The organism is Streptomyces oceani (genome assembly GCF_001751245.1).
GTDB lineage: Bacteria > Actinomycetota > Actinomycetes > Streptomycetales > Streptomycetaceae > Streptomyces > Streptomyces oceani.
On record NZ_LJGU01000115.1, the window covers coordinates 152,160 to 166,407 of the forward strand.

Below are 14,248 nucleotides of genomic sequence, written 5' to 3' on the forward strand. Positions count from 1 at the left end.
GCCTGCTCCAAAATCGTGTGCGCGTTCGTCCCACTCACCCCAAACGCCGACACCCCACCACGCCGCACCCGACCCACCTCCGGCCACACCACCGCATCCCGCACCAACTCCACCCCACCCAACGACCAATCCACATGCACAGACCCCTCCCCCACAAACAACGACCCCGGCACCACCCCACACCGCAACGCCAACACCATCTTCATCACACCAGCCAACCCCGCCGCCGCCTGCGTATGCCCAATATTCGACTTCACCGACCCCAACAACAACGGCACACCCACCCGCCCCCGCCCATACGTCCCCAACAACGCCCCCACCTCAATCGGATCACCCAACACCGTCCCCGTCCCATGCCCCTCCACCACATCCACCCCACCCGGCCCCACACCCGCACGCCCCAACGCCCCCCGAATCACCCGCTCCTGCGCCCCACCACTCGGCGCCGTCAACCCATTCGACGCCCCATCCTGATTCACCGCAGAACCCGCCACCACCGCCCACACCTCATGCCCACGACGCCGCGCATCCGACAACCGCTCCACCAACACCACACCCACACCCTCACCCCACCCCGTCCCATCCGCACCCGACCCAAACGCCTTACACCGACCATCCCCCGCCAACCCACCCTGCCGCGAAAACTCCACAAACGCCCCCGGCGTCGACATCACCGTCACCCCACCCACCAACGCCAACCCACACTCACCCGCCCGCAAAGCCCCCACCCCCTGATGCAACGCCACCAACGACGAAGAACACGCCGTGTCCACCGTCACCGCCGGCCCCTCGAAACCGAAGGAGTAAGCCACCCGACCGGATACGACACTGGTGGCACTGCCCGTGGCGAGGTACCCCTCGACCTGCTCCGGCGGGACGTCGGCCAGGCGGGGACCGTAGTCCTGATCCATCGCACCGACGAACACACCCGTGTCACTGCCCCGCAACCCCGCCGGATCGATCCCCGCCCGCTCGAACGCCTCCCAGGACACCTCCAACAACAACCGCTGCTGCGGATCCATCGCCAACGCCTCCCGCGGCGAGATCCCGAAGAAGCCGGCGTCGAAACCGCCCACGTCTCGCAGGAATCCACCCNCCCGGCGTCGAAACCGCCCACGTCCGCGAGAAAAGCCCCCTCCCGCACGTAACTCGTCCCCGGACCACCCGCCGGATCGAAAAGGCTCTCCAGGTCCCAACCCCGGTCCGTGGGGAACTCGCTGACCGCGTCACCGCCCTCGACCAGCAGTGTCCAGAGGTCCTCCGGGCTGTTCACACCACCGGGGAAACGACAGCTCATCCCGACGATCACCACCGGATCGTCGGTCACCGCCGTCAACCCCGTCGCCTCCACGGCATCGTCCGCCCCGAACAGCCGCTCCCCGAGGTGCCCGGCGAGCGCCTCCGCCGTCGGGTGGTCGAAGACCAGGGTCGCGGACAGACGCAGGCCGGTGGCGGCCTCCAGTCGGTTACGCAGCTCCACCGCCGTCAACGAGTCAAAGCCGAGGTCCCGGAAGGCCCGGGTGATGTCGACCTCGGCGGCTGAGGCGTGTCCCAGTACGGCCGCGACCTCCCCGAGGACGATCCGCAGCAGCGCGGGAGCCCGCTCGGCCACCGGCAGCTCAGTCAACGGCCGCCCCCCGTCCTGCTGCTGGTCCACGGTCGAGTGGCGCGTCGTACGCAACTCGGACGCTTCCGGCAGGTCCGCGAGGAACGGGCTCGGGCGGGTCGCGGTGAGGTGCGGCACGAACCGCTCCCAGTCCACCTCCGCCACCGTCACGGTGGTCTCGTCCCGGTCCAGGACCCGCTGGAGCACGTCCAGGGCGTGCCCCGTGGTCATCGGTACGAGCCCGGAGCGGTGCAGCCGCTGGTCGACGGCACCCGCCGTGGCCGCCATGCCCTCCTCGGCCCATGCCCCCCAGGCGATCGAGGTCGCGGGAAGGCCCTGGGCGCGGCGATGCTCGGCCAGGGCGTCGAGATACGCGTTGGCCGCCGCGTAGTTGCCCTGCCCCGCACCGCCGAAGGTCGCCGCGGCGGAGGAGAACAGCACGAAGGCCGACAGCTCCGCGTCCCGCGTCAACTCGTGCAGGTGCCGCGCGGCGTCCGCCTTCGGCCGCAGGACCCCGGCCAGTCGCTCCCCGGTCAGTGACTCGGTCACTCCGTCGTCCAGCACGCCCGAGGTGTGCACGACGGCCGTCAGTGGCCGCGTCTCCGGAATCCCGGCGAGCAGCTCCGCCACCGCCTCCCGGTCCGCCATGTCGCAGGCCGCGAGGGTGACGTCGGCGCCGAGCCCGGTCAGCTCGGCCCGCAGCGCCTCGGCCCCCGGGGCCCGCGCCCCCCGCCTGCTGGCGAGTACGAGATGTCCCGCTCCGGCCTCGGCCAGCCAGCGGGCCACGCAGCCGCCGAGGGCGCCCGTGCCACCGGTGACCAGTACCGTGTCGGTCGGCTGCCAACTCCGGCGGGCGCGCCCCCGTCCCGGGCGGACGAGACGTCGCGCGAGGAGGCCGGCGCCGCGAATCGCCACCTCGTCCTCGCCGCTCCGGCCGCTCAGCACCGCGGCCAGGCGTGCGGCCGTCCGCCCGTCGAACGTGTCCGGCAGGTCCACGAGGCCGCCCCAGCCGCGCGGACGTTCCTGGGCGACGACCCGGCCCAGTCCCCACACCATGGCTTGTACGGGGCTGGTCAACGGCTCGGTGTCGGAGGCGGCCACCGCTCCCCGGGTGGCGCACCACAACGGCACGCCGGCGTCGGGGTCGGCGTCCGCGAGCGCCTGTACGAGTGCCAGCGTGCCGGTCAACCCGTGCGGTACCGGAGGCGTACCGGCGTCCGCCTCGTCCAGCGCCAGCAGCGAGAGCACACCCGCCGGCTGGTGTTCCGCCAGCAGGTCGGTCAACCGCACCGCGAGCGTCGTACGGTCGAACTCCGCGCGGTCGAGCACCACGGGCACGGCTTGAACCGCCGGCACCACTGGATCCCCGGAGGTCGCCTGGTCCGCCCCCGTCGGCTCGCCGCCGGTCGCGACGGCCCGCAGCACGGCTTCCCGGTCCTCCTCGGCGAGCGCGTCCGGGAGCACCACGAGCCAACCGCCGGTGAGCGACGTGGCGGTGTCCGGCACGGGCCGGAAGACGACCCGGTACCGGGTGTCCGTGGCGGGGTCCGCCGCCGGTCGTACCCCGTCCCGCGGGGCGGTGGGCCGGGCGGCTTCCCGGGGGCCCGCCGAACCGTCGGCGGTCACCGTCCCGGACGGTGCTTCGAGCCAGTACCGGCGCTCCTGAAAGGCGTACGTCGGCAGGTCGACACGCGCGCTCCGGACGGCGTGGGCCGGCCGCAGGGCGTCCCAGTCCAGCGTGGCCCCCGCGGCTCGCAGCGCGCCCAGCGCCGCGGCGAGCGTACGCCGGAGCGGTTGGTCACGGCGCGCGGTGGGCACCGCGAGCGCGTCCGGGGCCAGGCTGTCGGCGGCCATACCGGTCAGCGTGCCGTCCGGCCCGGCCTCCAGGAAGGTGGTGACCCCGGCCTCCCGCAGCGAACCCACGGCGTCGGCGAACCGCACGGTCTCCCGGGCCTGCCGGACCCAGTAGTCCACAGTGGTGAGTTCCTCGGCGGTGGCGGACTCGCCGGTGAGCGTGGAGATCAACGGCAGCTCAGGCGGCTGGAAGCGTACGTCACCCGCCACCGCCGCGAAGTCCGACAGCATCGGGTCCATCAGCGGCGAGTGGAAGGCGTGACTGACGGTCAGCCGCCGCGTCTGGTGACCCAGTTCGGCCAACCGCGCACCGACGGCCAGTACGTCCTCCTCAGCTCCGGAGAGCACGACCGACTCCGGGCCGTTCACCGCCGCGAGGGCCACCCGGTCGTGCTCGGCCACCAACGGACGTACCGCGCTCTCCGTGGCCCGCACGGACAGCATCGCGCCCTCGGCGCGCGGCAGCGCCTGCATCAGGCGTCCCCGTGCGGCCACCAGCGCGACCGCGTCCGGCAGTGCGAAGACGCCGGCGAGGTGGGCGGCGGCGAGTTCGCCGACGGAGTGCCCGACGAGGTAGTCCGGGCGCACGCCCCAGGACTCCAGCAGCCGGAACATCGCCACCTCGTACGCGAACAGGGCCGGTTGCGTGTAGGCGGTCTCGTGCAGCAGCTCGCCGTGCGGGGCGGTGGGGGCGGTCGCCGCGTCGGGCCTGGCGGGTTCGTGCGGCTCTCCGGCGTCCTGGTCGGGCCCGCCGGAGTCGCCGGAGTCGCCGGGGTCGCCGGGGTCGCCGGCCTCGGCGAGGAGCACGTCGCGCAACGGCCACCGCAGATGCGGCTCGAAGGCCGCGCAGATCTCAGCCAGCGCCTCGGCGAAGACCGGGAAGCCAAGCAACTCCCGCCCCATGCCGGCGTACTGCGCGCCCTGGCCGGCGAACAGCACCGCCAGCCGGCCTGGTTCCGCCGGCGCGGCACGCGTCACCACCGCCGGGTGCCGTACGCCGTGAGCCAGCGCCGTCAGTCCGGCCAGCAGGCCGTCCCGGTCCTCGGTCAGCAGGGTCGCGTGCCGTTCGAAGGAGCTGCGGGCGGTGACGAGCGCGTACGCCACCTCCGGGAGCGGCTGCTCCGGCTGGCTCAGCAGATGGACGCGCAACCGCTCGGCCTGCCCGGCGAGCGCCGCCTCGGTACGGGCGGACAGCATCACCGGCGGCCCGCCCCAGAACGCCCCGTCCGCCGGCACGTCCGCCGGCGCGTCCAGCCGGCTGGCATCCGGGGCGGCCGCGGCACCGGTCTCAACCGCCGGTGTCTCGGGCGCGGTCGGTGTGTGCGCGCTCGCCGCCTGCTCAGCCGGCTGTTCCAGTACGACGTGCGCGTTGGTGCCGCTGATCCCGAAGGAGGACACCCCGGCCCGCCGCGGCCGGTCTCCCGTCGGCCACTCCACCGGCTCGGTGACCAACGACACCCGGCCCGCCGACCAGTCCACATGCGCGGAAGGTCGGTCCACGTGCAGCGTGCTGGGCAGCGTGCCGTGCCGCATGGCGAGGACCATCTTCAGGACGCCGGCCACGCCGGCGGCGGCCTGGGTGTGGCCGATGTTGGACTTCACCGAGCCCAGCCACAACGGCTCGTCGCGCCCCTGTCCGTAGGTCGCGAGCAGCGCCTGGGCCTCGATCGGATCGCCGAGGGTGGTGCCGGTGCCGTGCGCCTCGACGGCGTCCACCTCGTACGGCCGCAGCCCGGCGTCGACCAACGCGTCCCGGATGACCCGCTGTTGGGAGGGGCCGTTGGGCGCGGTGAGGCCGTTCGAGGCTCCGTCCGAGTTCACCGCGCTGCCTCGGACGAGCGCGAGCACCGGATGTCCGTTGCGGGTCGCGTCCGACAACCGCTCAACCAGCAGGACTCCGACGCCCTCGCCCCAACCTGTGCCGTCCGCGCCGTCGGCGAACGGCTTGCACCGCCCGTCCGGGGCGAGGCCGCGCTGCCGGCTGAACTCCACGAAGGCGCGCGGCGTCGACATCACGGACACCCCGCCGGCCAGCGCCAGCGAGCACTCGCCACTCCGCAGCGCGCGCACCGCCAGGTGCAGGGCCACCAGCGAGGACGAACACGCCGTGTCGACCGTCAGCGCCGGGCCCTCCAGGCCGAAGGAGTACGCCACTCGGCCGGAGAGCACGCTCGCCGCGCTGCCGGTCAGCAGGTGTCCGTCGAACTCCTCCAGTCCCTCGGTGACCTGGGCGAACCGCGCAGCGTAGTCGCTGTGTGTCACGCCGGCGAACACGCCCGTACGGCTGCCGCGCAGGGTCCGCGGGTCTATCCCGGCACGCTCCACGGTCTCCCACACGGTCTGCAGCAGCAGCCGCTGCTGCGGGTCCAGCGTCAGCGCCTCGCGGGGTGAGATGCCGAAGAAGTCCGCGTCGAAGTGGTCGGCGTCGTAGAGGAACGCGCCGGAACGGGTGACCGAGGTGCCCGGATGGTCCGGGTCGGGGTCATAGAGCGCGTCCACGTCCCAGCCGCGCCCGGCCGGGAAGTCGGCCACCACGTCCGTACCGTCCTGGAGCAGTCGCCACAGCTCCTCCGGGGTACGCACGCCGCCCGGATACCGGCAGCCGAGGGCGACGATCGCGATCGGCTCGTCCGTGGCCGGGGGGCTGGGAAGGACAGCCGTACCGGGCGGCTCGGCGACAGGGCGGTCGCCGAGGAGTTCGGTGTGCAGCCGGTCGGCCAGCTCGCCGGGCGTGGGGTGGTCGAACACCAGGGTGGCGGGCAGCCGCAGGCCGGTGGCCGTCGCCAGTCGGTTCCGCAACTCCACGGCGGTCAGCGAGTCGAAGCCCAGCTCGCGGAACGCCCGGGCGGTGGTGACCCGTTCCGGCGAGGTGTGGCCGAGGACGGTCGCGGCGTGTTGTCGTACCAGGTCCCGCAGGGCGCGTTGCTGCTCGTCCGTGTCCATGCCGGTCAGTCGCCCGGCAAGGCCCACCGAGCCCTCGGCTGGCTGGTCGGGGTGCGGCGCCGCCGGGAGGAGCCTGCGTAGCGGCGCGGGCACGGGCGCCTCGGACTCCCGTAGCGCCGCCGGGTCGATGCGCGCGGCTACCAGGTGTGCGTACGGCGTCCTGAGCGCCTCGTCGAAGAGCGCGAGGGCGTGCGCGGAGGACAGGGCCGAGATGCCGGTACGCGCCATACGGGAGCGGTCGGCGGCCCCGAGACCGCCGGTCATCCCACTGTCCTGGGCCCACAGACCCCAGGCGAGGGAGAGTCCGGGCAGGCCGTCCAGACGCCGATGCTGGGCGATGCTGTCCAGCGCGCAGTTGGCGGCGGCGTAGGCCGCCTGTCCCGCGCCACCGAGCACGCCGGCGGCGGAGGAGAACAGCACGAAGGCGGCCAGGTCCAGGTGCTCGGTGTGCCGGTGCAGGCTGAGCGCGGCGTCGAGCTTGGGGCGTAGGACCCGGTCGAGTTGTTCTCCGGTCGTCGACTCGACGGTCGCGTCGTCCAGTGTTCCGGCGGCGTGCACGACGGCGGTCAGCGGATGCTCCGCCGGGATCGCCCGCAGCACACGGGCGAGGGAGTCCTCGTCGGCGGCATCGCAGGCGTGGAACGTGACCTCCGCGCCCAGGTCGGCCAGTTCGGCATGGAGTGCGTCCGCGCCCGGTGTGTCCGGGCCGCGCCGCCCCAGAAGGGCAAGGTGCCGTACGCCGTGCCGTTCGACGAGCCGGCGGGCGACCAGCCCGCCGAGGGTGCCGGTGCCGCCGGTGATCAGGGCGGTGCCCGCCGGGTCCAGGGCGGGCGGCGCACCGTTGTCGGCGCCCGCGCCGGGCACGCGCACCAGGCCGGGAGTCAGCACGCGGCCGGTCCGCAGCGCGAGTTGGGGCTCACCCGTCGCGAGCGTCGCGGACAGCAGCGCCTCGCTCGGTTCGGTGTCCGCCCCGCCATCCGGATCGGTGTCGATGAGCACGAAGCGGTCCGGATGCTCGGTCTGGGCGGAGCGCACCAGGCCCCAGACCGCCGCGGCGCCCGGGTCGGGGCGTTCGCCTTCCGCGGCGGCGACGGCTCCGCGGGTCACGACGAGCAGCGTCGGCCGGTGCGGCTCGGCGATGTGCCTGCGTACGGCGTCGAGGGTGCGGGCCAGCAGGTCACGCGGATCGCCGGCATCGACAGGCAGCAGTTCGTACGGTGTCTCGCCGTCGCTGGGCGGTTCGGTCTCGGCCCACTCCACTCGGTAGAGCGCTCCGGCGCGCTCGGGGCTACGGTCTTCGGCACGCGCCCGGGGGGTCGGCCAGTAGTGCTCGTGTTGGAAGGGGTAGGTGGGCAGGTCGACGCGTCGTCCTGGTGGCAGGACCGTGGCCCAGTCCACCGCAGCGCCCGCGACGAACGCCTCCGCCAACGAGGCGCACAAACGATCCCAACCACCCTCGCCCCGACGCAACGTACCCACCACAGCCGTCTCCGGCACGCTCTCCTGCAACCCACCCAACAACACCGGATGCGCACTCACCTCAACCAACACCGACCCAGGCACCGACCGCACCACCTCATCCAACCGCACGGTCTGGCGAAGGTTGCGATACCAGTAATCGGCGTCCAGCGGACAGTCCAACAACCCACCCGTCACCGTCGAATAAAACGGCACCTCCGGCTCCTTCGGCTCCAACCCCACCAACGCCTCCCGCAACTCCTCCTCAATCTCCTCCACCTGCACCGAATGCGAGGCGTAATCCACCTCCACCCACCGCACCCACACACCACGCCCCTCACACACCTCCACCAACCCCACCAACCCCACCACCGAACCCGACACCACCGTCGACTCCGGCCCATTCACCGCCGCCACCGACACACCCACCACCCCACACTCCACCAACAACTCCTCCACCCCCAACCGCGACAACCCCACCGACACCATCCCCCCACCACCCGCAAGCCGCCCACCAATCAACCCCGAACGCACCGCCACCACCCGCGCACCCTCCTCCAACGACAACGCACCCGACACCACCGCCGCCGCAATCTCCCCCTGCGAATGCCCCACCACCGCAGCCGGCACCACACCAAACCACTCCCACACCCGCGACAACGACACCATCACCGCCCACAACACCGGCTGCACCACATCCACCCGACCCAACATCTCCTCATCCCCCAACACCCCCACCAACGACCACCCAACAAACGGCTCCAACGCCCGCTCACACTCACCCATCGCCTCCGCANCCCGCCAACGACACCATCACCGCCCACAACACCGGCTGCACCACATCCACCCGCGACAACATCACCTCATCCCCCAACACCTCCCACAACGACCACCCCACATACGGAGCCAACGCCTCCGCACACGCCTCCATACGAGCCGCGAAGACCGGCGAGGACTCCAGGAGTTCCCGCCCCATCCCCACCCACTGCGACCCCTGACCCGGAAACACAAACACCACACCCGAACCCCGACTCGCCTCCCCCACTCCCTCCACCACCAACGGACTCACACCACCCACCGACAACCCAGCCAACCCAGCCAACAACCCCTCCCGCCCCGCACCCAACACCACAGCCCGATGCGAGAAAACCGCCCGCCGCGCCGCACTACACGCCACATCCACCACCGACACCCCAGAACCCCCCTCACCAAGCCACCCCTCCAACCGCCCCGCCAACTCCCGCAACGCACCCTCCGACCGCGCCGACAACACCACCGGCACCACACCCCCACCCAAAACCCCACCCGCCTCTGCCGCGGAACCAACCAACTCCCCCACCGGCTCAGGCGCCTGCTCCAAAATCGTGTGCGCGTTCGTCCCACTCACCCCAAACGCCGACACCCCACCACGCCGCACCCGACCCACCTCCGGCCACACCACCGCATCCCGCACCAACTCCACCCCACCCAACGACCAATCCACATGCACAGACCCCTCCCCCACAAACAACGACCCCGGCACCACCCCACACCGCAACGCCAACACCATCTTCATCACACCAGCCAACCCCGCCGCCGCCTGCGTATGCCCAATATTCGACTTCACCGACCCCAACAACAACGGCACACCCACCCGCCCCCGCCCATACGTCCCCAACAACGCCCCCACCTCAATCGGATCACCCAACACCGTCCCCGTCCCATGCCCCTCCACCACATCCACCCCACCCGGCCCCACACCCGCACTCAACAACGCCGCCCGAATCACCCGCTCCTGCGACGGACCATTCGGCGCCGTCAACCCATTCGACGCACCATCCTGATTCACCGCAGAACCCGCCACCACCGCCAACACCTCATGCCCACGACGCCGCGCCTCCGACAACCGCTCCACCACCAACACACCCACACCATCCGAGAACCCCGTCCCATCCGCACCCGCCGAATACGCCTTACACCGACCATCCCGCGCCAACCCCCGCTGCCGACTANCAACCGCTCCACCAACACCACACCCACACCCTCACCCCACCCCGTCCCATCCGCACCCGACCCAAACGCCTTACACCGACCATCCCCCGCCAACCCACCCTGCCGCGAAAACTCCACGAACATGTCAGGGGTGGACATCACCGTGACCCCACCCACCAACGCCAACGAACACTCACCCGCCCGCAGGGCCGCGGCTGCCTGATGCAACGCCACCAACGACGAGGAGCACGCCGTGTCCACCGTCACCGCCGGCCCCTCGAAACCGAAGGAGTACGCCACCCGACCCGAGACGACCGCGGCGGCGGTGCCGGTCGCCCGGTATCCGGCCGCTCCCTCCACGGAGTCGGCGAGCAGCGCGGCGTAGTCCTGACCGTTCGTGCCGGCGAAGACTCCGGTGTCGCTGCCCCGCAACCCCGCCGGATCGATCCCCGCCCGCTCGAACGCCTCCCAGGAAACCTCCAACAACAACCGCTGCTGCGGATCCATCGCCAACGCCTCCCGCGGCGAGATCCCGAAGAAGCCGGCGTCGAAGCCAGCCGCGTCCGCGAGGAAGGCCCCCTCCCGCACATAGCTCGTCCCCGGACCACCCGCCGGATCGAAGATGCCGTCGATGTCCCACCCGCGATCGGTGGGCACGGGGCCCACCGCGTCGCCCTCGGACAGCAGCAGTTCCCACAGGTCCTCCGGGCTGTTCACGCCGCCGGGGAAACGACAGCTCATCCCGACGATCACCACCGGATCGTCCGTCACCACCGTCGGCCCCGTCACCGCCACGGGTTCCGCCTCCGGCTCCGGCACCGGTTCGCCGAAGAGGTCGTCCCGCAGCCGTACGGCCAGCGCCGCCACCGTGGGATGGTCGAAAACCAGCGTGGCGGGCAGCCGCAGGCCGGTCGCCGCCGCCAGTCGGTTACGCAGCTCCACGGCCGTCAGCGAGTCGAAGCCGACCTCCCGGAAGCTGCGCAGCTCGTCGATCTCGTCGGGAGCGGCGTGCCCCAGGACCGTCGCGGCGTGCTCGGCGACCAGCTCCACCAGAGCGCGTTCCCGCTCCTGCTCGGGCAGGCCCGCGAGGCGCTGGACAAGGGGCGGGCCCTCGGGGCCGGGGGCCGGAGTGCCCGCCCCGGCGAGGGCGCGTCGGGCCGGACGGATCAGCCCGCGCAGCAGAGCTGGTACGGGTTCCTGGTGCTGGCTCTGCCAGGTGGACAGGTCGATCCGCGCGGGCACCAGCAGCGGACGATCCAGCGCCCACGCCGCCTCGAAGGCCGTGAAGGCCCGTTCGGTGCTCATCGGCACGAAGCCGGTGCGGGCCGCGCGGCCCAGGTCGGCCGCGTCCAGGCGACCGGTCATGCCTCCGGTCTCCGCCCACAGGCCCCAGGCGAGGGACTGTCCGGGGAGGCCGCGCGCTCGCCGGTGCTGAGCGAGCGCGTCGAGGTAGGCGTTGGCGGCGGTGTAGCTTCCCTGACCGGAGCCGCCGAGCAGGCCGGCCGCCGAGGAGAAGAGCACGAACGCCGCGAGGTCCATGTCGCGGGTCAGTTGGTGCAGGTGCCAGGCGGCGTCCGCCTTCGGTCGCAGCACCCGGCTCAGTTGCTCGTCGCTCAGCTCGGTGACGACGCCATCGTCCAGTACGGCCGCTGTGTGGAACACCGCGGTCAACGGATGTGTGGAGGGGACCCCGACGAGCAGTTCCGCCAGTGCGTCTCGGTCGGCCACGTCGCAGGCGACGCTGGTCAGTTCCGCGCCGTGTCCGGCCAGTTCGGTGTCCAGTCCAGCGGCCCCGGGAGCCAGCGGTCCGCGCCGGCTCGCCAGCAGCAGCCGCCGTACGCCCCGCTCGGTGACCAGGTGCCGGGCGAGCTGCCCGGCGAGTCCGCCGGCGGCGCCCGTAATCAGCACGGTACCGGCCGGGTCCAGGGGCGTACGGTCGATGGTCTCGGCCTCGGCGGCTCCCGCGGTTCCGGCAGCCCCCGCCGTCCCGATGGCCAACCGCGTACGGGCCAGGCGTGGGGCCAGCACGGTCTCGCCACGCAGCGCGAGCTGCGGCTCCTTGGTGACCAGCGCGGCTGCTCGGGCGTATCGCGCGGACACAGCGGCGGCGTCGTGCGCGTCATCCCAGGCACCGGGGACACTACAGGTCTCGTCCACGTCCAACACCGCGAACCGGCCCGCGTGTTCGGCCCGCGCCGCGCGGACCAGGCCCCATACCGGTGCCTGGTTGAGGTTCGGCACGTCCTCGTCCTGGGAGGTCGCCACCGCTTCCCGCGTCACGAGCACGAGGCACGACTCGGCGAAGCGTTCGTCGGTGACCCAGCGGCGGATGCTCTCCAGCGCCGCGCCGGCCGTGGCGCTGGCGTCGCGCCCCCGCGGGCAGGGACTGAAGACGACCGACGGTGGGTCCTCGGCAAGGCGCTCGAGGTCCGCCCCGTCGTCGAGCACGGTCCAGGCAGGAGACGTGTCGGAGGCTGAGTGCGGCTCTGTCCAGTCCAGTTGGAAGAGGGTGTCCCCGAGCGGGCGGGCGACCGGTCCGCTGGGCTGTCGCAGGACCATGGAGTCGACGGTGACGACCGGGGTGCCCTGGCCGTCCGTGAGTACGAGGGAGACGCTGTCCGGGGCGGACGGAGCGATCCGCACGCGCAACGTGGTCGCGCCGGTGGCGTGCAGGGTCACCCCGCTCAGGGCGAACGGCATCCCGGTCGGTCCGGCCAGTCCCAGGCCGATGGCATGCAACGCGGCGTCGAAGAGCGCGGGATGCAGGCCGTAGCCCTCGGCGGCTGTCGGCTCCGGCAGCCGTACGTCGGCGTGGATCTCCGCGCCGTGACGCCAGGCGGCGGTGAGGGCGCGGAAGTCCGGGCCGTAGACGTAGCCCGACTCGGCCAGCCGTTCGTAACAGTCGGTCAAGTCGACGGGCTCGGCGTCAGCGGGCGGTTCGACGGGCGGCGGCGGGCCGGCCTCGGCTGGGGACATCCGGCCGCTGGCGTGGCGTGTCCACGTACGGCCGTCCACGCTGGTGTGGACGGTCAGGGCCCGGTGTCCCCCCTCCTCCGCCCTGCCCAGGGCGACCTGGAACAGCAGGGTCTCCTCGGCGGACAGCGGCACGGGCTGTTCGAGCGTCAGCTCGTCCACGTGCCCGCAGCCAAGCTGGTCGCCGGCGCACCAGGCCAGCTCCACGAGGGCGGTGCCCGGCAGAAGCGTGCTGCCGTGCACCTGGTGCCCGGTGAGCCACGGGTGGGCACGCGCGGACAGCGCGGCGGTGAAGACGGTCTCCCCGCTGGGCAGCGGGAGTTGAGCGCCGAGCAGCGGGTGGTCCGCCGACCACAGTCCGGCCGTGGCGACGTCGGCACCGGACCGCCCGGCGGTGAGCCAGTAGTGCTGCCGCTGGAAGGGATAGGTCGGGAACGTCGACACCACCGAGCCGCCCGGGGGCAGGAAAGCCCCCCAATCCACCGACCCACCACCCACGAACAACTCAGCTGCCGACCGCCCCACACGGTCCCAACCACCCTCCCCGCGCCGCAACGTCCCACACACCACGGCTCCCACCCCAGCGACCTCAGCGATCCGCCCCACCCCAGCGGTCAACACGGGATGGGCGCTCACCTCGACGAACGCCCCGAACCCCGCCCCCAACAAGCCCTCACACACCTCCGCAAACCGCACCGGCTCCCGCAGATTCCGATACCAGTAGTCCCCATCCAACGGACAGTCCAACAACCCACCCGTCACCGTCGAATAAAACGGCACCTCCGGCTCCTTCGGCTCCAACCCCACCAACGCCTCCCGCAACTCCTCCTCAATCTCCTCCACCTGCACCGAATGCGAGGCGTAATCCACCTCCACCCACCGCACCCACACACCACGCCCCTCACACACCTCCACCAACCCCACCAACCCCACCACCGAACCCGACACCACCGTCGACTCCGGCCCATTCACCGCCGCCACCGACACACCCACCACCCCACACTCCACCAACAACTCCTCCACCCCCAACCGCGACAACCCCACCGACACCATCCCCCCACCACCCGCAAGCCGCCCACCAATCAACCCCGAACGCACCGCCACCACCCGCGCACCCTCCTCCAACGACAACGCACCCGACACCACCGCCGCCGCAATCTCCCCCTGCGAATGCCCCACCACCGCAGCCGGCACCACACCAAACCACTCCCACACCCGCGACAACGACACCATCACCGCCCACAACACCGGCTGCACCACATCCACCCGACCCAACATCTCCTCATCCCCCAACACCCCCACCAACGACCACCCAACAAACGGCTCCAACGCCCGCTCACACTCACCCATCGCCTCCGCAAACACCACCGACTCACCCAACAACTCCCGCGCCATCCCCACCCACTGCGACCCCTGCCCCGGAAACACAAACACCGGACCACG

7 pseudogenes are annotated in these 14,248 nt (G+C 72.0%); all 7 read right to left on the bottom strand.

The features are described 5' to 3' along the window. Positions 1-560 (bottom strand): annotated as a pseudogene (locus AN216_RS31230) (polyketide synthase); the annotation flags it as partial. Between the two features lie 24 nt (positions 561-584). Then, positions 585-1,004: pseudogene (locus AN216_RS31235) on the bottom strand (beta-ketoacyl synthase N-terminal-like domain-containing protein); the annotation flags it as partial. Between the two features lie 98 nt (positions 1,005-1,102). Further along, positions 1,103-9,806 (bottom strand): annotated as a pseudogene (locus AN216_RS30090) (type I polyketide synthase); the annotation flags it as partial. A 77-nt stretch (positions 9,807-9,883) separates the two neighbouring features. Further along, positions 9,884-12,391, bottom strand: a pseudogene (locus tag AN216_RS31240) (type I polyketide synthase); the annotation flags it as partial. After that, a pseudogene (locus AN216_RS31245) lies at positions 12,389-12,808 on the bottom strand (polyketide synthase dehydratase domain-containing protein); the annotation flags it as partial. The pseudogenes AN216_RS31245 and AN216_RS31240, both read right to left, overlap by 3 nt. Before the next feature lie 54 nt (positions 12,809-12,862). Next, a pseudogene (locus tag AN216_RS31250) lies at positions 12,863-13,330 on the bottom strand (polyketide synthase dehydratase domain-containing protein); the annotation flags it as partial. After that, a pseudogene (locus AN216_RS31255) lies at positions 13,307-14,233 on the bottom strand (acyltransferase domain-containing protein); the annotation flags it as partial. The pseudogenes AN216_RS31250 and AN216_RS31255, both read right to left, overlap by 24 nt. Positions 14,234-14,248 lie beyond the last annotated feature (15 nt).